Source organism: Xanthomonas dyei (assembly GCF_002939865.1).
Classification (GTDB): Bacteria; Pseudomonadota; Gammaproteobacteria; order Xanthomonadales; family Xanthomonadaceae; genus Xanthomonas; species Xanthomonas dyei.
The window spans coordinates 126967-147149 of sequence record NZ_MDEE01000002.1 but is presented as its reverse complement, the minus strand read 5'-3'; the positions used below and the strand labels follow the sequence as shown (position 1 = coordinate 147149).

General features: G+C 63.9%; 21 protein-coding genes and 1 other RNA gene. 7 read left to right on the top strand and 15 right to left on the bottom strand.

Annotated elements, in window-relative coordinates; translation table 11 throughout:
* Positions 1-330: 330 nt before the first annotated feature.
* A complete protein-coding gene (locus tag XdyCFBP7245_RS03225) occupies positions 331-645 on the bottom strand; it encodes a DMT family transporter (protein WP_104614367.1) in 315 nt (104 codons plus the stop codon).
* Between the two features lie 162 nt (positions 646-807).
* Positions 808-1602, bottom strand: a complete 795-nt coding sequence (gene speD, locus XdyCFBP7245_RS03220) for an adenosylmethionine decarboxylase (protein ID WP_005990692.1) — start codon at positions 1600-1602, stop codon at positions 808-810.
* 137 nt (positions 1603-1739) lie between these two features.
* Here speD and crp point away from each other — a divergent pair, with 137 nt between their 5' ends.
* Positions 1740-2432 (top strand): cAMP-activated global transcriptional regulator CRP, encoded by a 693-nt coding sequence (gene crp / locus XdyCFBP7245_RS03215; protein ID WP_104614366.1) that lies wholly within the window; start codon positions 1740-1742, stop codon positions 2430-2432.
* Between the two features lie 326 nt (positions 2433-2758).
* On the opposite strand, the gene XdyCFBP7245_RS03210 is transcribed toward crp, so the two are convergent.
* The 11 genes from XdyCFBP7245_RS03210 to rpe form a co-directional block, all read right to left on the bottom strand.
* Positions 2759-3475, bottom strand: coding sequence for a haloacid dehalogenase-like hydrolase (locus XdyCFBP7245_RS03210; RefSeq protein WP_104614365.1), 717 nt, complete (start codon positions 3473-3475; stop codon positions 2759-2761).
* A complete protein-coding gene (gene trpC, locus XdyCFBP7245_RS03205) occupies positions 3468-4265 on the bottom strand; it encodes an indole-3-glycerol phosphate synthase TrpC (RefSeq protein ID WP_104614364.1) in 798 nt (265 codons plus the stop codon). Before trpC ends, XdyCFBP7245_RS03210 begins: the two co-directional genes overlap by 8 nt.
* 138 nt (positions 4266-4403) lie before the next feature.
* Positions 4404-5441 (bottom strand): anthranilate phosphoribosyltransferase, encoded by a 1038-nt coding sequence (trpD, locus tag XdyCFBP7245_RS03200; RefSeq protein ID WP_104614446.1) that lies wholly within the window; start codon positions 5439-5441, stop codon positions 4404-4406.
* 125 nt (positions 5442-5566) lie between these two features.
* Positions 5567-6199, bottom strand: coding sequence for a flavin reductase family protein (locus XdyCFBP7245_RS03195; RefSeq protein WP_104614363.1), 633 nt, complete (start codon positions 6197-6199; stop codon positions 5567-5569).
* Between the two features lie 202 nt (positions 6200-6401).
* Positions 6402-6980: an anthranilate synthase component II gene (locus XdyCFBP7245_RS03190; RefSeq protein ID WP_104614362.1), complete on the bottom strand. Its 579-nt coding sequence runs from the start codon at positions 6978-6980 to the stop codon at positions 6402-6404.
* Between the two features lie 10 nt (positions 6981-6990).
* On the bottom strand, positions 6991-7779 hold the full coding sequence (locus XdyCFBP7245_RS03185; RefSeq protein ID WP_104614361.1) for an SIMPL domain-containing protein: 789 nt from the start codon (positions 7777-7779) through the stop codon (positions 6991-6993).
* Positions 7780-7797: 18 nt separating this feature from the next.
* Positions 7798-8874 carry a threonine aldolase family protein gene (locus XdyCFBP7245_RS03180; protein ID WP_104614360.1) on the bottom strand — a complete coding sequence of 359 codons (1077 nt, stop codon included), beginning with the start codon at positions 8872-8874 and terminating at the stop codon, positions 7798-7800.
* Positions 8874-10349 carry an anthranilate synthase component I gene (gene trpE, locus XdyCFBP7245_RS03175; protein WP_104614359.1) on the bottom strand — a complete coding sequence of 492 codons (1476 nt, stop codon included), beginning with the start codon at positions 10347-10349 and terminating at the stop codon, positions 8874-8876. Before trpE ends, XdyCFBP7245_RS03180 begins: the two co-directional genes overlap by 1 nt.
* Positions 10350-10831: 482 nt before the next feature.
* The gene (gene yegS / locus XdyCFBP7245_RS03170; protein WP_104614358.1) at positions 10832-11761 is read right to left on the bottom strand and encodes a lipid kinase YegS; all 930 of its coding nucleotides are present in this window, start codon (positions 11759-11761) and stop codon (positions 10832-10834) included.
* 363 nt (positions 11762-12124) lie between these two features.
* Entirely contained in the window at positions 12125-12616 is a 492-nt protein-coding gene (locus tag XdyCFBP7245_RS03165) for a GNAT family N-acetyltransferase (RefSeq protein WP_104614357.1), read from the bottom strand.
* Positions 12613-13284: a ribulose-phosphate 3-epimerase gene (gene rpe, locus XdyCFBP7245_RS03160; protein WP_104614356.1), complete on the bottom strand. Its 672-nt coding sequence runs from the start codon at positions 13282-13284 to the stop codon at positions 12613-12615. Before rpe ends, XdyCFBP7245_RS03165 begins: the two co-directional genes overlap by 4 nt.
* Before the next feature lie 129 nt (positions 13285-13413).
* Here rpe and XdyCFBP7245_RS03155 point away from each other — a divergent pair, with 129 nt between their 5' ends.
* Positions 13414-14253, top strand: coding sequence for an outer membrane protein (locus tag XdyCFBP7245_RS03155; RefSeq protein WP_104614355.1), 840 nt, complete (start codon positions 13414-13416; stop codon positions 14251-14253).
* Positions 14254-14372: 119 nt separating this feature from the next.
* Here the strand turns inward: XdyCFBP7245_RS03155 and XdyCFBP7245_RS03150 are convergent, their stop codons facing one another.
* A complete protein-coding gene (locus tag XdyCFBP7245_RS03150) occupies positions 14373-14702 on the bottom strand; it encodes a J domain-containing protein (protein ID WP_055853254.1) in 330 nt (109 codons plus the stop codon).
* Between the two features lie 207 nt (positions 14703-14909).
* On the opposite strand from XdyCFBP7245_RS03150, the gene XdyCFBP7245_RS03145 reads away from it, so the two are divergent.
* Both XdyCFBP7245_RS03145 and XdyCFBP7245_RS03140 read left to right on the top strand, forming a co-directional pair.
* The gene (locus tag XdyCFBP7245_RS03145) at positions 14910-15836 is read left to right on the top strand and encodes a phosphoribosylaminoimidazolesuccinocarboxamide synthase (RefSeq protein ID WP_170068477.1); all 927 of its coding nucleotides are present in this window, start codon (positions 14910-14912) and stop codon (positions 15834-15836) included.
* 194 nt (positions 15837-16030) lie between these two features.
* Positions 16031-16681, top strand: a complete 651-nt coding sequence (locus XdyCFBP7245_RS03140) for a hypothetical protein (protein WP_104614353.1) — start codon at positions 16031-16033, stop codon at positions 16679-16681.
* Between the two features lie 3 nt (positions 16682-16684).
* Here the strand turns inward: XdyCFBP7245_RS03140 and XdyCFBP7245_RS03135 are convergent.
* Positions 16685-16761, bottom strand: a non-coding RNA gene (locus tag XdyCFBP7245_RS03135) — sX9 sRNA.
* Between the two features lie 335 nt (positions 16762-17096).
* Between XdyCFBP7245_RS03135 and XdyCFBP7245_RS03130 the strand changes: the two genes are divergently transcribed.
* From XdyCFBP7245_RS03130 to XdyCFBP7245_RS03120, 3 genes are all read left to right on the top strand, one after another.
* Positions 17097-17591, top strand: coding sequence for a hypothetical protein (locus XdyCFBP7245_RS03130; protein WP_104614352.1), 495 nt, complete (start codon positions 17097-17099; stop codon positions 17589-17591).
* A gap of 311 nt (positions 17592-17902) precedes the next feature.
* The gene (locus XdyCFBP7245_RS03125) at positions 17903-18298 is read left to right on the top strand and encodes a hypothetical protein (protein WP_104614351.1); all 396 of its coding nucleotides are present in this window, start codon (positions 17903-17905) and stop codon (positions 18296-18298) included.
* Positions 18299-18417: 119 nt separating this feature from the next.
* The gene (locus XdyCFBP7245_RS03120) at positions 18418-20160 is read left to right on the top strand and encodes a peptidoglycan-binding protein (RefSeq protein ID WP_104614350.1); all 1743 of its coding nucleotides are present in this window, start codon (positions 18418-18420) and stop codon (positions 20158-20160) included.
* The last annotated feature ends 23 nt before the right edge of the window (positions 20161-20183 follow it).

Genomic DNA, 20183 nt, shown 5'->3' with positions numbered 1-20183 from the left:
AGAAGCAGCGACGGAGTCGAAATCCCTAGCAGCAATCGCAGCGAAAGCGGGCCATAAAGAGCAACACGAGACTCGTCGCCTGCTAAAACATCGCATCACGCCCCGCAGCACCCAACTGGGGCAAAGCCCCCTTTGTTAAGGGGCGCGCTGATAAGCGCGGGGATAGGCAGCCACGGAGTCGGGGCCTAAAGATTTGCGAAGCAACCTTGGGGGTCAGGCCCGCGAAGCGGGCATGGCCACGGCCGAGGGCGCGGGGATAGGTAGCAGCGAAGTCGGGGCCCAAGATTTGCGAAGCAAACCTTGGGGAGCAGGCCCGCGTAGCGGGGCTGACTAACCGAACAACTTCAATCCGACCACACCGGCGACGATCAGCCCGATGCAAGCCAGACGCGACCACGATGCGCTGTCGCCGAACAATGCGATGCCGGCAATGGTCACACCCAGTGCACCGATACCGGTCCAGATCGCGTAGCCGGTGCCGACCGGAATGGTCTTCAGCGCCTGGGTCAAGAACCACAGGCTGGTGCCGGCCAAGCCGATCGTCAGCACGGTTGGCCACAGCCGCGTGAAGCCGTCGCTGTATTTCAGACCCATGGCGAAGCCGATTTCGAACAGGCCGGCCAGTACGAGATAGATCCAGGGCATTGCAGTACTCCTCAACAGAAAAACGGACAAAAAAAAGCGACCCAGTGTCTGCACACTGGGCCGCCGTCGGCTGTGGAACGCGAGGTCATCGCGTGGCGGGCCGTCCCGCCTTGAGTCGTTGTCGCACCTGCGAACGGGCGCGCAACCGGTCGTTCTTGACGATTACTCGCTCAGGTTACGCCCGTGGAAAAGCTCTTCGATCTCGCGCTTGAGCAGCGTTTCGATCTTCATGCGCTCCTTGAACGAGAGGTTCTTGGCACGCTCTTCGAACAGGTACTGGTCCAGGTCGAAATCCTTCAGGTGCATCTTCGTGTGGAAGATATTTTCCTGATAGACGTTGACGTCGAACATCTCGTAGCGCGACTTCACGTTCTTGGCGAGGAAATGCTGGATCGAGTTGATCTTGTGATCGATGTAGTGCTTTTTACCCTTCACATCGCGCGTGAAGCCGCGCACGCGGTAATCCATGATCACGATGTCCGATTCCAGACTCTCGATCAGGTAGTTCAGCGCCTTCAGCGGCGAGATGACGCCACAGGTGGCGACGTCGATGTCGGCGCGGAAGGTGGCGATACCTTCCTGCGGATGCGTCTCCGGATATGTATGGACAGTGATATGGCTCTTGTCCATATGGGCAACCACAGCGTCGGAGATGAGCTCCTTGCCGGCCTGCTTCTTGTCGATCACCGGCTCTTCCGAGATCAGGATCGTCACCGATGCGCCCTGTGGATCGTAGTCCTGACGTGCGATATTGAGGATGTTGGCGCCAATGATCTCGGCCACATCGGTCAGGATCTGCGTCAGACGATCGGCGTCGTACTGCTCATCGATATACTCGATGTAGCGCTGACGCTCCTCTTCGGTACGCGCATAACAGACGTCGTAGATGTTGAAGCTCAACGCCTTGGTGAGGTTGTTGAACCCCTGTAGCCTCAGGCGAGGCAACGGCTTGACCACGTCGGTCTGTCCTTATGGAAAGCGGGAAAGGAGTCAATTATGAGCCAAAGATCCCAGCAACGAAATGCCGATGTTAAGAATGGTTTACCTTGCATGACTCATGCCGTTAAGCTTCAGGAATTACACGCGGAACTACCATGAGCCCAGGAAACACGACGGTTGTCACCACGACGGTACGTAACGCTACCCCCTTACTGGCGCTGGACGCGGGCACCATTGAGCGTTTTTTGGCGCACAGCCACCGCAGGCGCTATCCGACCCGGACCGATGTGTTCAGGCCAGGAGACCCGGCCGGCACCCTCTACTACGTCATCAGCGGCTCGGTAAGCATCATTGCCGAGGAAGATGACGATCGTGAGTTGGTGCTGGGCTACTTCGGTAGCGGCGAGTTCGTCGGCGAGATGGGGTTGTTCATCGAGTCCGATACGCGCGAAGTGATCCTGCGCACCCGCACCCAGTGCGAGTTGGCAGAGATCAGCTACGAGCGCCTGCAGCAGCTGTTTCAGACCAGCTTGTCGCCGGATGCCCCCCGCATCCTGTACGCGCTGGGGGTTCAGCTTTCGAAACGACTGCTCGACACCACAAGGAAAGCCAGCCGCCTGGCGTTCCTGGATGTGACCGACCGCATCGTGCGCACCTTGCACGATCTGTCCAAGGAGCCGGAGGCGATGAGTCACCCGCAGGGCACGCAGCTGCGTGTGTCGCGGCAGGAGTTGGCGCGCCTGGTCGGTTGCTCGCGCGAGATGGCCGGACGTGTGCTCAAGAAGCTGCAGGCCGATGGCTTGCTGCATGCACGCGGCAAGACTGTCGTGTTGTACGGCACGCGCTAAGCACACGGTGCAGCCAGTGCCTGGTGCACTGGCTGCATGCCGAGACGGCAAAATCAGGGCAGTGCCTGATGTGCTTTTGCGCTCGCTTGGTATGTCGCAGCGGTGCAGTTTTGCGCGATACCAATTATAAGACTGTTTTCAACCGATCAGGCCGCACGGTCTGCACCGCGACTGCATCACAGTCCTGACGATCCGTTGATTGCAGCGAGCTCATGTGCGTGCCGACTAATCACTTACGAGTCTGGTAGCCGGTAGCCGGTAGCCGGACTGGGCGCGATGTCTTTGCCGTTTGCACACAGTCCGCCACATAGAGGCTTGCGCCTGTCTCAGAGCGCCTTGCCACCACGGTCGCGGCAACCCCAGTTGAGGATCGGCGTGCCGGCGGGCAGCACCTGACGGAACAGGTCTTCGCGATTGGCCTTGGGATTGACCACCACCGGTGCGCGTGCGGCCTTCAACAACGGCAAGTCTGCGGTGCTGTCCGAATACGCGATGGCGATATCGGCATAGCCGCGTTCGCGCAACATGCGCATCTTTTCTTCGTTGTGGCAGTGACGCCGCGCAGTGACTGCGCCCAGCCGCGGCCCCACCAGGCTGCCGATCACCGGCACGTCCTGATGGGCGACGAATCCGAGAATCGCGCGCGCAAGCTCGGGCGGCGCGCCGGTGGCGACCACCACGCGATCGCCGGCAGCACGATGGTCGGTGAAGACTTTCAATGCATGCGGAAGCAGACGCTGCCGGATCTGCGCTTCGTGCTTGAGCACGTAAGCGTCGATGAAGCGATTGAACTCGCGCGCACGATGCAGGCCGAAGGTGGCGATCCAGACGTAGCCGGACACGCCGCGGCGGCGGGTGGGCAACATCGCCACCATGGGTCCGAGAATCGGCGAGGCCAATACCGCGACCAGCAGCCGCAGCGGATTGCGCTTGATCAACCAGGCAAACAGATGGCTGCCGGAATCGCCGTCGTACAAGGTGTGGTCGAAATCGAAGACCACCAGCGGCGCATCGTCGCGCGGTGCGGGAAACGACTCAGTCATGCGCGAAGAATAGCTGACGCAGCGACTCGCCGGGTTCGGGTGCGCGCATGAAGGTCTCGCCGACCAGAAACGCGTTCACACCATGGCTGCGCATCAACTGGACATCGGCATGGGTGACGATGCCGCTTTCGGTGACCAGGATGCGGTCGCGTGGCACCGCGGCGCGCATGTCCAGCGTGGTCTGCAGCGACACCTCGAAGGTGCGCAGATTGCGGTTGTTGATGCCGATCAGCGGCACCGGCACCTGCAACGCGCGCTCGAGCTCGTCGATGTCGTGCACTTCCACCAGCACGTCCAGCCCCAGCTGCATCGCCAATCCGGACAGATCGGCCAGCTGCGCGTCTTCCAGCGCCGAGACGATCAACAGAATGCAGTCGGCACCCAGCACGCGCGCTTCGTAGACCTGGTAGGGGTCGACGGTGAAATCCTTGCGCAAGACCGGCAGCGTGCAGGCATCCCGCGCCTGGCGCAGGTAGGCATCGGCGCCCTGGAAGAAATCCACGTCGGTCAGCACCGACAGGCAACTGGCACCGCCGAATTCGTAGCTGACCGCGATGTCGGCAGGGTGGAAATCGGGGCGGATCACGCCCTTGGACGGGCTGGCCTTCTTCACTTCGGCGATCACGGCCGGGTCGCCGGCCGCGATGCTGGCCTGCATGGCCGCGGCGAAACCGCGCGTGAGCGGCAGGTCCGCACTGCGTGCGATCAGCTCGGCCAGCGGCACGCGCGCACTGCGCTCGGCGACTTCGTCGGCCTTGCGGGCGAGGATGGTGTTGAGGATATCGCTCATCGTATCGGGTCCTGGCGGGCGGGCATTATCGGTCAAGATGGCCACAACGGGCCGCAGCTGCACGCAAACGTACGCAGCATGTCAGTGGAAGGGTGAGGATGCCGCCGCGTGATTGCCGCAACGTGGCGGGATGCCTGGTCAGTGCGATGCGCCGACCTGGCGCGTAAAGGCGACATATGCGTCCAGTCGGGCGCGCGCCGAGCCGTCGGCCAGCACGGCGCGGGCGCGCACCACGCCCTCGGCGATGCTGTCGGCAACGCCGGCGACGTACAGTGCAGCGCCGGCGTTGAGCGCAACGATATCCAGTGCCGGGCCAGGCAGGTTATCCAGCACCTGCAGCAGCATCGCGCGCGACTCGGCGGCATCGGCGACCTTGAGGTTGCGGCTGGCCGACATGGCAATGCCGAAATCTTCCGGATGCACTTCGTATTCGCGCACCTGGCCGTCGCGCAATTCGCCCACCAGGGTGCCGGCACCGAGCGAGAGTTCGTCCATGCCGTCGCGCCCCCACACCACCAAGGCGCGTTCGGCGCCCAACTCTTGCAACACGCGCGCCTGGATGCCGACCAGATCCGGATGGAACACGCCCATCAGGATGTTGGGCGAACCGGCCGGATTGGTGAGCGGGCCCAGGATGTTGAAGATGGTGCGCACGCCCATTTCGCGGCGCACCGGTGCCACCACCTTCATGGCCGGGTGATGCACCGGCGCGTACATGAAGCCGATGCCGGTCTGCGCCAGCGATGCGGCGACCTGCTCGGGCTGCAGTTCGATCACCGCGCCGAGGGCTTCCAGCGCGTCGGCGCTGCCGGATTTGGATGAGACGCTGCGGTTGCCGTGCTTGGCCACCCTGGCACCGCCGGCGGCGGCCACGAACATCGCGCAGGTGGAGATGTTGAACGTATGCGACCCATCGCCGCCGGTACCGACGATATCGACCATGTGCTGGCGATCGCTCACCTCCACGCGGCGCGAGAACTCGCGCATCACGGTAGCGGCACCGGCAATCTCGCCGATGGTTTCCTTCTTGACCCGCAGCCCGGTGAGGATGGCAGCGACCATCGTGTCGGAGACTTCGTCGCGCATGATCTGCCGCATCAGATCCACCATTTCATCGTGGAAGATTTCGCGGTGTTCGATGGTGCGTTGCAGGGCTTCTTGGGGCGTGATGGGCATGGGAACGGCCATAAACAGAAGAAAAACGGCTGCAAGCGGGGCTTGCAGTGTGTCGCGCCGTGATCACCGCGCAGAGCTGGCAGAGGCGGCCAGGTGCGCAGGACCGAATCGACGCGGTCAGCCGGTCATTGGCCGGGCCGACGCATGCGGAAGCGCGCCTGCGGCTGCACTTCGAAATAATCGGCCGGGCCACCGGCACGCAGAATGGTCTGCACCTTGGCCGGGTCGTAGATGCCGTCATCGAGCGCGGCATGCGCAAGATGCACGCCCACCACTTCGCCAAGCACCAGCCAGGTTTCTACAGCCTGACCACTTGCACTGTGCAGCTGCACCAATTGACTCAACCGACATTCGAAACTGACCGGGCTTGCCGCCACACGCGGCGCATCGATCAAACGCGACGGCGCCATCTGCAAGCCGGCAAGCGCGAACTCGTCGACCTCCGACGGCACCATCGCCGCGCTCGCGTTCATTGCTTCGGCGAGCGGACGCGTGGCCAGATTCCAGGTGAACTGACCGGTCGCTTCGATATTGCGCAAGCTGTCCTTGCGGCCGATGCTGGCAAAACCGACGATCGGCGGGGTGTAGTTGAAGGCGTTGAAGAAGCTATACGGCGCCAGATTGGCGATGCCCTCGGCGCTGCGCGAGCCAATCCAGCCGATCGGGCGCGGGCCCACGATGGCATTGAACGGGTCGTGTGGCAGCCCGTGGCCGTGCGCCGGTTCGTAGAAATGCATGCTGTCGTTGGACATGTTCATCATGAAGCGGCCTTGGGGAGTTGCGCAGCGTGCAGGCCTTGCTCAGCGCCGGCTTCGCTGTCTGTGTACTGCAGCGAAGCGGTCAGCGATCCACTCTGTATTGCGCCGTAGGCAAGCGTGCCGACGCGGGAGTGCCATGCGGATGCATCGCTGTCCAGACGAGCTGCACCGCCAGCGGCAACACGCGTAGCGCCCATCGCGATCACCGCTCCAGAAAGTTTTTCAGCAGGGCATGACCGTGCTGGGTCAGGATCGACTCGGGATGGAATTGCACGCCTTCCACCGGAAACTGACGGTGGCGCAGGCCCATGATCTCTTCCACCGAGCCATCCGGGTTCTCGGTCCACGCGGTGACTTCCAGCGCATCCGGCAGGGTGGTCTTGTCCACCACCAGCGAGTGATAGCGCGTGGCCTGGTAACTGTCCGGCAGGCCGGCGAACACGCCCTTGCCCTCATGGCGGATCGGCGAGGTCTTGCCGTGCATGATGTTGCCGGCGCGGATCACATCGCCGCCATACACCTGGCCGATGCTCTGGTGACCCAGGCACACGCCGAGGATGGGCGTGGTCTGACCGAGCTGCTCGATCAATTGCAGCGAGATACCGGCCTCGTTGGGCGTACAAGGGCCAGGCGAGATCACGATGCGCTCGGGCTTGAGCGCGGCGATCTGATCGACGCGCATCGCATCGTTGCGCACCACCGTGACCTCGGCACCCAGCGCCTGCAGGTACTGCACAAGGTTGTAGGTGAAGCTGTCGTAGTTGTCGAGCATCAGCAGCATGGCAAGGGACTCATTGCGCGATCAGGAAGACCGCATAGATGTATTCGGTATAGGTGATGGTGCCGGTCAGCAGGCTTTCACCAAGACCTTGGGCACCCGCGCCTGGAGCAGGTGGCGGCGGAGGGGGCGGTGCCGGTGGCGAAGGCGGCGATACCACCGAGCCCGGCCTGGGCACTGCGGGGGAAGACCAGGTACCTGCTTCGACGCCATAGGCAAAACTGGGGGCGACATCGGAGATGCTGTAGATCCCGCCAAGTCGAACACCGTAGGCAGCGGCCAGACCCTGGGCAGATTCGCGTGACTGCGTGGCCGCTTCGCGCTTGAGTGCTGCACGCAATGCGGCCGCATCGGCGAACGCTGTCTGCATCGACAGCACCTGGACATTCTCGTTGGCATCCAGTCCGCCGAGGAAGGCGCGCACATCCTTCAAGGACGTGAATGTGCCGCGAATCTTGCGCTCCACCTGGGTTCCCTGGAAGGCCAGCTTGCCGTTCTCATAGCGAGATTGCGGAGAGATCGACAGTGCTGAGGCGTAGAGCGAATCCTTCATCACGTGATTGCGCTGAAGCCCTTGCAAGACCTGCTTGGCGCGCTCTTCGACGAACTGCCGTGCCAGATCTGGCTGCAGGTCGATTTTGCTGATCTTGAGATCGACGATGAAACGATCCGGATCGACGGTACGAAATGCTTGCCCCTTCACCAGCAAGTGCGGCTGCGAAGGCAGGGTGTTGATCTGTGCCGATGCCATCACAGGCAACATCAGTGCACCAGCGAGCATCCAACCTGCGAGTCTTTTCATCGTCATCATCCTTGTGTCCTAGAAACGGTCCTGAAATGTGGGATTTTGCAGAAGCGCAGCAACATCCGCATACAACCGATCGACTGCATCGGCCGTGGTGGCCCACGAGGTCACGAAGCGAATGACCAGCCGCCCATCGGCGCGCGTTTCCCAGCGCTCGACGTCGTAGCGCTGCGCGATCTGCGCGGCCTGCTGCGCGGTGACGGCGATGAATTGCTGGTTGGTTGGCGAGTCGCTGGTGAAGTCCACGCCTGCTGCCAGCAAGCCGGCGCGCAGGCGTTGCGCCATGGCGTTGGCGTGCGCGGCCAGTGCGAAGAACAAGCCATCTTCGAACAAGGTGGCGAACTGCACGCCGAGCACCATGCCCTTGGCCAGCAATGCGCCGCGTTGCTTGATCAGATAGCGCAGATCGGCCTGCAAGGCAGGGTTGATCACGACCAAGGCTTCGCCGAGCAGCGCGCCGTTCTTGGTGCCGCCGATGTAGAACGCATCGGTGAGCGCGGCAATCGTCGGTAGATCCAGATCGTTGCCGTTGGCGGTGAGTGCCGCCCCTAGCCGCGCGCCGTCGAGATACAGCAGCAGATCGTGTGCGCGACAGAAGCGCGACAGTGCATCGAGTTCGGCGCGCGTATAGATAGTGCCGCTTTCGGTGCTATTGGAAATGTAGACCAGCCGCGGCTGCACCATGTGCTCGTTGCTGTGCACCTCCAGTACTGGCGCGATCAATGCAGGCGTCAGCTTGTCGTGCAGCGCCGGCACCGTGAGTACCTTATGCCCGGTCGCTTCGATGGCACCGGTTTCGTGCGTGGCGATATGCGCTGCTTCGACCGCAATCACCGCCTGATGCGGGCGCAAGAACGCACTGATCGCAATCAGGTTGGTCTGCGTGCCGCCCACCAGCAACTGCACGGCAGCCTGCGGTTGCGCGATGGCAGTGCGAATCAATGCCGCAGCACGTTCGCTATACCGATCGGTGCCATAGCCGCCGTTCTGCTCGGCACTGGCTTGCACCAACGCCTGCAAGACGCGCGGATGCGCGCCTTCGCTGTAATCGTTGCGAAAGCTGATGCGCGCGGCGCTGCCCTGCCCGTCCATCACAGCCCCTTTGCGGCCTGGGCGACGGCACGAAACAGCGCGCGCCCCTTGTTCATCGTTTCCTGCCATTCCAGGTCGGGGTCGGAGTCGTAGACCACGCCACCGCCGGCCTGCACATACAGATAGCCATCCTGGATGACCGCGGTGCGGATGGCGATGGCGGTGTCGGCATCGCCGTGCCAGCCGATGTAGCCAACTGCACCGGAGTAGACATTGCGCTTGACCGGCTCCAGCTCGCGAATGATTTCCAGCGCACGAATTTTCGGCGCGCCGCTGACGGTACCTGCGGGGAACGTGGCGCGCAGCACGTCGCTGTAATTGAGGCCGGCCTTGAGCGTGCCGGTGACCTCGCTGACGATGTGCATGACATGGCTATAGCGTTCGATGACGAACTGCTCGCCCACCTTGACCGTGCCCGGTTCGGCAACGCGGCCGACATCGTTACGCCCCAGGTCGATCAGCATCACGTGCTCGGCGCGCTCTTTCGGGTCGGCCAGCAATTCTTCTTCCAGCGCCTTGTCCAGCGCCGGCGTTGCGCCACGCGGGCGGGTGCCGGCGATCGGGCGCACGGTGACCACACCATCGCGCAGCCGCGCCAGGATTTCTGGCGACGAGCCGACCACCTGCGTGCCGCCGACATCCAGAAAATACATGTACGGTGAGGGATTGAGCGCACGCAGCGCGCGATACACATCCACCGGGCGCGCACGGAACGGCACACGCAGGCGCTGCGATGGCACCACCTGGAAGATATCGCCGGCGCGCACGTATTCCTGCGCCTTGCGCACCACTGCGTGGTACTCCTCGCGGGTGAACGAGGAATGGAAATCCGATTCGTCGATGGCATCGGAAATCTGCGCCTGCGGATACCCGGCGCCGCCCTGACGCAGGCGATGCGCCAGCTCGTCCAGTCGGCGGTTGGCGCGCACATACGCCTGCGGCTGACGCGGGTCGGCATGCACGATCAGATACAGCCGGCCCTTGAGATTGTCGAACACCGCCAGCTCTTCGGAGAGCATCAGCAGGATGTCGGGCGTGCCCAGTTCGTCGGGTTTGTCGCCGCTGCCCAGGCGCGGCTCGATGTACTGGATGCATTCGAAGCCGAACCAGCCCACCAGCCCGCCGGTGAAGCCGGGCAGGCCATCGAGTTGCGGCACCGAATGCTCGGCACGCAGCGCGTCGACTTCGGCCAACGGGTCGGCGACGTCGCGGGTATCGATGACTTCGCCGTGTTCGCTGACTTCCAGCGTGTGGCCGCGGAAGCTGTATACGCGCCGCGCCGGCAGGCCGATGATGGAATAGCGGCCGAAGCGCTCACCGCCTTCGACCGATTCGAACAGATAGGTGTAGGCGCCGTCGGCAAGCTTCAGATAGACCGAGAGCGGCGTGTCCAGGTCGGACAGCACTTCGCGGACAACGGGGATACGGGTGTGACCTTCAGCGGCTTGGCGCTGGAACTGCTCTGCAGTGATCAAGACGACTTTCCTTCCGGGACTCTGTGGCGGGGCGGACGACGGCAACGGGCCACCATCGCCACCAGCGGCGAGCGGAAGAGAAGGAGCGTGGGGTCGTCAGGCGGGACACGCCGCTACTGTAGCGCAAGTGCCGCTTCAGGGCAGCAGGTGCGCGGGCGGAGGCGGTACGAATTGCGAAGGCGCTTTGGGTTGGTTTGGGTATTGTCGGGCAGAGTCTGTCAACTCGGACTGGTATCTCGTTCCGGGCAACGCGAGCCTGTCGTTGTGCGCCTGTTGCGCTGTTGGCAGCCACTGCCCTGAGCCGTCGCAGGGCGAGGTGCCTCTGGTGTCGGCATCGGTGTTGGCGCAGGGACCCTCACCCCAACCCCTCTCCCGGCGGGAGAGGGACTCTGAGCGGCGCGCACTACAGGATCAGGTTTTCCAAATCCCACATTCGACTTCCCAATCCTCAATCCTCAATCCCGACTCCCAAATCACCGCGCTCACGCACTCAGCAACGGGCAATCCAGCGGCAAATGCATCCGCAGCCGCGCCGGGACGCAGTCGATATGGAAATGCAGCGAGGTTTCCGGCTCGCCATCCAGGTTCAGCGTGAGCGGTTGATGCGAGACGATTTCCAGCCATGGCAGCCGCGCGCGGACGGCGACGCGTTCCAACGCCGCCTGCTTGCCGCTGGTGACCAGGGTGCCGAGCGTGGCGGCCACCTCGCCGTTGAGCGCGGGCACGATGGTGACGTCGAGCAGGCCATCGTCGATCACCGCTTCCGGGCACAGCGCCTGGCCGCCGCCGGCCTGACGGCCGTTGCCCAGACCGAGTGCGATGAACTCGCCTTCCCAGCTGAAATCCGGCCCTGAAAAGCGGGCACTGATTGGGTCGATCCGGCCCAGCCGCGACATGCCGGTAATCAGGTAGGCCAGGCCACCGAGCATTTTTTTGAGGCCGTCGTCGGTTTCCACGGTGACCTGGGTGCCGAAGCCGCCGCTGGCGACATTCGCGCACCAGTGGGGGCCGTGCGGGGTGTCCAAGCGCAACAGATCGATCGCTTGTGCGGGGCGCTCGGCAATCAGGCTCAGCGCATCGAGCGGCGCGATCGGGATATTGGCGGCCGCGGCGAAATCATTGGCGGTGCCCAACGGGACCAGGCCCAGCGATGGCAGGCTGGCGGCATCGCCGTCGTGGTGCGCGAGCGCGGCGGCCACCTCGCTCAAGGTGCCATCGCCGCCGGCCGCCACCACCGTGTGCACGCCATCGGCGACCGCTTCGGCGACATAGCGCTCGGCGTCGCCCTCTTCCCAGGTAACGCGTACCTCGAGCTGGACGCCGCGGTTGCGCAACTCCCCCACCGCCTCACGCAGGTCCAGATTGTCGGTGGACTTGCCGTTGAGGATCAGACGCCAGTGGGACGGGGCCATGCGCTGCCGATGCGGTGTGTGTGGTGCGCGCAGGCTAGCAGCGCGCCGATGGGTGGATCGTGAATACGTAATGCCACCGGGCTGTCATTGGCATGTCATCGATGACCCGGAGAGTAGAAGTCCATAGCAGGGACGACGGGCGGAGGCAGGATCAGCCTCCAATTTTCTTGAAGGCCGCTCCGGGTGGGGCGGCCTTCCTTTTGTGTGCGATGCCGGGCTTGGAGCGACCAAGCAAGACGACTGCGCTCAGCGTCAGGCGGACGTGGCATTGCGCGGAACGGTACCGACCACGTGCACATTCCGGCGCTGAGTGCGCCATCCACATCCAGCTGTCGACTGCTCGCGACGATCTGTCAGACGCTCTTAACCGCCCGCGGCAAATGCGGCCAGGCGCTCGCCATCGAGCCGGTACACCGTCCAGCCGTCCATCGGGCGGGCGCCGACGGCTTGGTAGAAGTCGATGGCCGGTTGATTCCAGTCCAGCACCGACCATTCGAAGCGCCCGCAGCCGCGCTGCACCGCCAGCTGCGCCAGATGCCGCAGCAGCGCCAGACCGGCACCCTTGCCGCGCGCTTCCGGGCGCACGAACAGGTCTTCCAGATACAGGCCGTTGCGGCCCAGCCAGGTCGAGTAATTGAAGAAATACACCGCAAAGCCCAATGCCTGGCCATCGTGCTCGCAGATCAGCGCATGCGCAGTGGCGCCCTCGCCTAACAGGCTGGCACGCAGATCGTCGGGGGTGGCTTTCACCGCGTCCGGTTCGCGCTCGTACACCGCCAGGTCGGTGATCAACGCATGCAGCAGCACCACGTCATCGGGCGTGGCGCTGCGGATCTGCAGCGTGGGCGCGCTCATCGCACCGCGTCCACCGCTGCGCGCATCTGCGCGATCACATCGGCATAGTCGGGCGCATTGAAGATCGCCGAGCCGGCCACGAAGGTATCGGCGCCGGCCGCGGCAATTGCGCCGATATTGTCGGCCTTGACCCCGCCATCGATCTCCAGGCGGATCGGCTTGCCCAGCGCGTCGATCTTGCTGCGGATGGCACGCAATTTATCCAGTGCCGATGGGATGAATGCCTGCCCGCCGAAGCCGGGGTTGACCGACATCACCAGCACCAAGTCCAGCTCCGGCAGCACCCAATCGAGAATATCCACCGGGGTGGCCGGATTGAGCACCAGCCCGGCCTGGCAGCCGTGCGATTTGATCAGCTGGATGGTGCGGTGCACGTGGCGGCTGGCTTCGGGATGGAAGCTGATGGTGGTGGCGCCGGCCTCGGCGAAGTCAGGCACGATGCGGTCCACCGGCTCGACCATCAGGTGCACGTCGATCGGCGCGGTGATGCCGTGCTTGCGCAGGGCCTGGCACACCATCGGGCCGATGGTCAGATTGGGCACGTAATGGTTGTCCATCACGTCGAAGTGCACCCAGTCGGCGCCGGCCTTGAGGACGTTGTTCACCTCTTCGCCAAGACGGGCGAAATCGGCGGACAGGATGGACGGGGCGATCGCCGTCGATTGCATGGGCAGCTCGTAGGAAGACGGAAACCCCATTGTCGCAACCCCTGCCCGACGAGGAAAGGCGTGCATCCGTGGCGGGCTCAACTGCGTATGCCCTTAATTGGCGTACTGCGCCCGATTTGAGGAAACTCCATGAAAACCACCCCGCTCGCCTCCGCCGCCATCGTGTTGCTGGCCCTCGCTCCATCCGCCTGGGCACAAACCGGCCCGGCAGACTGGTCCGGCTTCTCCGTTGGCGCCAATGTGGGCGGTGCCGATCCTGCCGGCGTGTCCGGCGGCCGTTTCGGCTTCGATACCAACCTGGATGGCCGCGACGTCGACCAGGTCAGCACCGCCACCGGCGCCAATGCGTTCTCGCCGGGCTTTTGCGGTGGGGCGGCGGCCGGGCGCACGCCGGCCAGCGGCTGCAGCAAGGACAAGGGCGGCGCCGAATACGGTGCGCGGCTGGGCTACGACTGGCAGGCCGGCAACTGGGTCTATGGCGTGGTGGCCGAGTACACCCGCAACGACATCCGCGACAGCGTCAGCGCCTTCAGCACCACGCCTGCGCTGTACACCTTCACCCGCCAGCTCAACCGCACCGCCGCGTTGCGCGGCCGGATCGGCTATGCGTTCGGTGCGCAGGGCGATTATCTGGCGTACTTCACCGCCGGCGTGGCGCGCGGCGAGTTCGACCACAGCTTTGCCAGCAGCAACACCGCCAACAGCTTCACCGGCAGCGGCGGCGACAGCGCCGACGGCTACCAGGCTGGCGTGGGCCTGCAGCGTCGTTTGAGCGACCATGTCTCGGTGGGCGTGGAATATCTGTTCACCCGCCTGCAGGACGAAGACACCCGCGTGCGCGTCGGTCCAGGCACCGCACCTGCCACCAACCCGTTCCTGCGGGTCAATCCGGCCGGTACCGACCTGCGTCGCACCGACACCGACTTTTCGACCAATGCAGTGCGGCTGACGGCGACGTATCGCTTCTGATACAGGGCTGACGGCAGCGCCACCTGGGCTCGGCCTGGGTGGCGCTGTTTCTGTTCGGGATGGGCAGCGGCCCTGCTTGCTACGACCTGTTGAACGCGCAATGCGTTCACCTCTGCCACTCAGCGCTTGCGCAGCCGCTGGATCCGGTCGTACGCGGCGTTGATCTGACTGGCTTTTTTCTCTGCCTGGCGGCGCGCCTCCGGCTCGGCGTTGATCACTTTGTCCGGGTGATAGCGCGACATCAGCCGGCGATAGGCCAGATCGATCTCGGCCGTGGTCGCGTCCGGCTCCAGTCCCAGGGCTTCGTACGGGTTTTCCGCGCGCCGCTTGAACCAGCCGGCATCCACCGCGTGCCCGATGGCCAGGCCGATCATCAGCCCCACGAATGGCGCGCCGCGGAACAGCAAGGCGCCGGCCAATGCGCCGAGCAATTTTCCGTACCAGGACATGAGTAATCGGGGGTGGCAAGGCGGGCTGGCGATCTTACCCGAACGCCCGCCTGGCCTAGCTGACGGGCCGTCCACAACCGGTGCACGGCAGCCGCCAATAAATCCAGCGGGGCGCGCCGAAGCGCCGTACACTACGCGGCCCGCTGCCCACCCGCGGGCCCGCCGGGTCCCGGGGACAGCGTCATAGCGACGTCATTAGGAGTGCCTGTGTCGACCACGCTGTTGCAATCCGATCTGCCCGGCCTGCCGTTGCGTCATCGTGGCAAGGTCCGCGATGTCTTCGATATTCCCCGCGACCGCCTGCCCGCCAACGCGCCGCCCGGCGACTATCTATTGATGGTGGCCACCGACCGCCTGTCCGCGTTCGATGTGGTGTTGCCGGACCCGATTCCCGGCAAGGGCGAGATGCTGTGCCAGGTCTCCAATTTCTGGTTCCACAAGACCGAACACCTGATGCCCAACCACCTGGTCAACATCGCGGTGGAGCAGGTGCTGCCCGACGGCGTGGACCCGGCGCTGTACGCCAAACGTGCGGTGGTCACGCGCAAGCTCAAGCCGGTGCCGGTGGAAGCGATCGCGCGCGGCTATCTGATCGGTAGCGGCTGGAAGGACTATCAGCGCACCGGCAAGGTCAGCGGCATCGAATTGCCCGACGGCCTGCGCCAGGCCGAGAAACTGCCCGAGCCGATCTTTACCCCGTCGACCAAGGCCGCCGTGGGCGACCATGACGAAAACATCGACTTCGATGCGATGGTCAAGACCGTCGGCGCCGAACTGGCCGAACGCGTACGCGATGCCACCTTGCGCATCTACCGCTTCGCCGCAGATTTTGCTGCCGAACGCGGCATTTTGCTGGCCGACACCAAGTTCGAATTCGGCACCGACGCCGATGGCCGCCTGTACATCATGGACGAGATGCTGACCCCGGATTCGTCGCGCTACTGGCCGGCCGATCAGTACGAAGTGGGCACCAGCCCGCCAAGCTACGACAAGCAGTTTGTGCGCGATTATCTGGAGACGCTGGACTGGGGCAAGACCGCACCGGGCCCGAGCCTGCCGGCCGACGTCATCGACCGCACACGCGCCAAATATGCAGAAGCGCTGCAGCGGCTTGCGGGTATTTCAGTCGATTGATGCGTTGAAGCCCCGAGTGCGGGGCTTTAGTTTTTTGCGGTCGTCGATTATCGGAGTCGGCGCTGGAGGGACCGGTAACGCATCGATCGCTAATGCGCGCTTGAAACAAGACATGGCGCGCGTTTGATGATGCGTGAGAGTTCTCCCAGAGGCCTGTTGCAATAGTGATCACATCCAGCAGCCAGGTTTTGACGATGTCGCATCCCTCAAACAACCGCCTCACGCCATTGTCTTGCGTCATGCTGCCTGCGTTGTTTGCGGCAATGGCATGCAGCGCTGGCGAGCCGATTTCTACGCAGGCCGCAGCACGCCCCTTGCCGGCAGCCCCGGCACCGGTGACTGCTGTCGGTCAGCCATTCGCAGCGGCAATCAAGGTCAGTGGCGTGACGTGTGCCAACCCACTCTCTGGCACAGGCTGCACGGCAGGCAATATCGATACAGGCGATTTTTATGATGTGGAGCTGTTATCGGACTGCGGTGACACGGGATTGTTCGCAGGCGTCGCGCGTGCAACGGGCGCCGACATACGCGATACCGTGCCAGCCACCGGCAGCACCGCAACCGCCACTGCCAGCCTGACGCAAGGTCAACTCGTCTGCGTCCAGGGCGTCGCCCGCACCGGGCAGAATCCGCGCTATTACTACGTGGTCGCGATCCCGGCGAGCAGTGTCGCTGCGTGCAACAACGCGACGCTGTGTGAAACGTATGGCGACAGGCCGATCACACGTTTGAAGCCAACTGGCGGCGCGGCCTGTCGGCTCGCTGCGCAGGGCCGCTATGTCGGCGACTGTGCACAGGGCTGGGTCGATGCAGATGCGCTGGACGTTTTTTCGAACGGGATTTAGGGCGGTTTATAAAACGTAGCGCGTCGTCGTCAGGCGGGTTTGGACGGCGCGCTCAAAACCGGAGTGTACGCGTGGTGCACGCTGCACCGAGCACCGGCCGCGCTCGCCTGGCGGTGAGCACAGGAGTTTTGTCAGCCGCTCTAGGTTACGTTCGGCACATCGGGGATGCTGAGAGGAGTGCAGTGCACACGTGCGCCGACAGATGGTCCCGGTGACACAGTGGTTCGATCAGCGGAGTCTGTGTGCCGTATCGGAACGGCCGCATCCCTCGAAACCACGGCTGCGTGCTCGCGGCGTTGCGCAGCCTCTTCACTCGCGCCAATGCTCCGACTGCGGGTTTTTCACACACTGCAACCGCGCCGCCGATAGACTCTCGCCGCGCGCATGCTGCCCCCACACGATCAGGAGGATCCCATTGGCTAGTTACCGTACTACCCTGACCGCTCTGGTATTGAGCGTGGCGCTTGCGGCCTGCTCCGCACAGGCGCCACCGGCAGCCGCAGGCTCGCCACCCGCCGCCGCGCCCGCGACCACCGTCGCAGCCACCGCGCCGGCACCGGCAGCGCGTTGCCCGGAGGCCGACTTCTCCGCGTTCTTGAAGCGCTTCAGTGCGGAGATTGCTGTGCAGGAGAAGGCCACCGCCGATCCGCTCACCATGGTCCAGCTGGACCCGGAGGCGCAGCCCGAGCCGGCACCGGTGACGCGCGAGGTTCCGCTCGCAAAGGTCGAGTGGCCGGTCATCCCCAACCTGGACGCTGTCCGCAACGGCGGCCGCGAAGTCGTCGTCTCCGAGGACGCCGGCGGTCGCCAGGTGCTGGTCCGCACACCGAACACCGGCGACCAGCAGGTCTACCAGTTCGCTCAGCGTCCGTGCTGGACGTTGGTCAAGGTGGACGACCAGTCGCTGTAACTCGGTAGCCGGTAGAACCCACGCGGCGGACGTTACAGACGGACGCGTTGACGCCACTTTCGACGCGACGTCAACCGCCGGCAGGCGTTCCGTTGGAGTGGGCACAGGGCGAGATACTTTGATGAGACCTCCAAGGAGGCCAACCGATGCGACGTGACATGTTTCTGTTACCTGTGCTCGCTGCGACGCTGTGCTTGTCTGCCTGCGGCGACAAACCGATGTCCGCAACGAGTGCCCCAAGCGCGCCGGCGGCGGCGCCCACTCCCCAACCTGCTGTTTCAGCGGAAGCGGTCCGACCAGGACAAAACGACATGATCAAGGAATGCCGCGGCATGCGCCTGCAATTGACTGCACTGCCTTCACAAGACGGAACGTCCACCAAGACACGGGTGGACATGGAACGCGAGGGCCAACGCCAGACCTTGCCGGCACCTGCCGAGATGGCGGAATACACGCCGGTCGGGATTGGCTGTGCGGAAGATGGCAAGGGGACCGCCTACGCTGTCGTCCAGTACGGCGAGCTGCCCTATGGTTGCGAATTCTGCGAGTGGTTCTTCCTCTACGACGCCACGGGAAAGCTGCTCAATCACGCCACCCCGCCGCTTCTCGAGCAGGACGGCCAGCAAAGCCCGAACAACGACGACTACGAACACATGCTTGAACAGCTGGGGTTGAAGCACCCCGAGCTATTGCCGTTCCAGTCTTGACTGGAGCAAGAGATGCGCATGCACCGTCACGGATCTGGTGCATGGCGAATGAAGTACGCAGTACATGGAGCAACACCCCCGACACGGAAGAATCTGTCTCATAGAAAGGAACGCACATCATGACCGACGATACGATCTACACCGATATGGTCCAGCCCCGCGGCGCTGGATACAGCAGCGACAGAATCAAAGCCTGGAGCCATTATCGCGAGCCCATCGACAGCACCGATGGCCGGCTGCACGGCGAGTCCCGGCGCTGGGGCGATGCCAGTCCACAGACCCAATCCAGAGTGATCGACAGCCTGATCGATTCCTCGCGGGATGCCGGGCTTTCCGCGCGCGAGACCGCTTACGTTCTTGCCATCGCCCGCGTTGAATCAGGCTTCAATCCCGATGCCGCTGCGGGCACGACGTCTGCCTCGGGCCTGGGTCAGTTCATTGACCGCACTGGCGCGCATTACGGGGTCAACGCGTCCAACCGCTTCGACGTGCAAACGCAGTCGCAGGCATTGGTGCAACATTTCATCGATAACCGCGACCTTGCGCGCAGCCGCGGCCAGGGTGAGGATTACATCTACAAATATCACCACGATGGTCCCAGCAAGGATTATGGTGGCCTTGCGCTGTCGCGGCGCGAGATTGCCCCTCATTTGGACAACTACACCCAGTTTGTCGAACAGCGTCTTGCCCAAACGCAGGGCAATGCGGTGGACCGGCCGGCACCGGCACCGGCACCAGCGATGCACCAGGCCGAATCCAGCCATGGCGCTCGCAGCAATTTTCAGCACACGATGGAGCGCATGCTGCCTGGTCACGGCCGTACCGATCCGCATATCACTGGTCATTATGGCGAGCACCGCGGCAGCCACGGGCCGCACGGCGGGACCGACTTCAACTACCAGGGTGGCCAGACAGGCCGCAATTTGCAGCACCCGACCGTGCATGCGCCGGTCTCCGGGACCGTCACCTTCGCAGGCGGCAACTACGGCACCGTCAAGATTCGCGATGCGCAGGGTAACTCGCACGAGATCCTGCACCTGGACGCACTCAAGGTGAAAGAAGGTCAGACGCTGTCCGCGGGCGATGCCATCGGCACGATGGGTGGACGCGGCCCGAACGGTAACAGCCAGTACGCGCAGCATGTGCATTACCAACTGCGCGATGCCAACGGCAAGCTGACCAGTCCTGAGACGTTCTGGAATCAGGGCCATCAGCAGGAGTCCGGCGCTCGTCAATCCCAGCCAGCCACACCGGCCGGCAATGGCACGCTGCGTCACGGCGAGCAGGGTGGCGATGTCGGCAAGCTGCAGCAGGATCTCAACCGCCTTGGCGTACGCGATGCGCAGGGTAATCGGCTTGCCGAGGATGGTCGCTTTGGCGACAACACGCGCGAGGCGGTGATGGCATTCCAGAAGCAGCATGGGCTGCAGCAGGACGGTGTCGTCGGCCGCGATACGCGGGCTGCGTTGTCGGTGCCTGCGGCGCAGATTGCGGCCAAAGCGGCCGACGCGCCAGTTGCGGCGCCGAAAGGTCCGTCGCTCAACGATGCATCGCATCCTGACCATGCATTGCACAACGCGATTCGCACCAAGCTGCCGAGCATGATCTCCCACGAGACCGCTGCCAACGTCACCTTGCAGGCCAAGCAGAACGGCATCGACAGCGCAGACAAACTGCAAAGCGTGACGGTGCAGGACGGCAAGGCGTTCGTGATGGGGACCACGCCAGGGTTCCGTGCGGCGGTGGATCTGAACCAGCCTGCTCCGTCATTGGAGCAGACCAGCGCGCAGTTGCTGTCCGGCCAGCCGCAGCAGCAACCGGCGCACGAAGAGCAGCAGAAGGTCGCCATCGGCGGCCGCTAAGGTTTCGCAGCGCAACGAAGCCG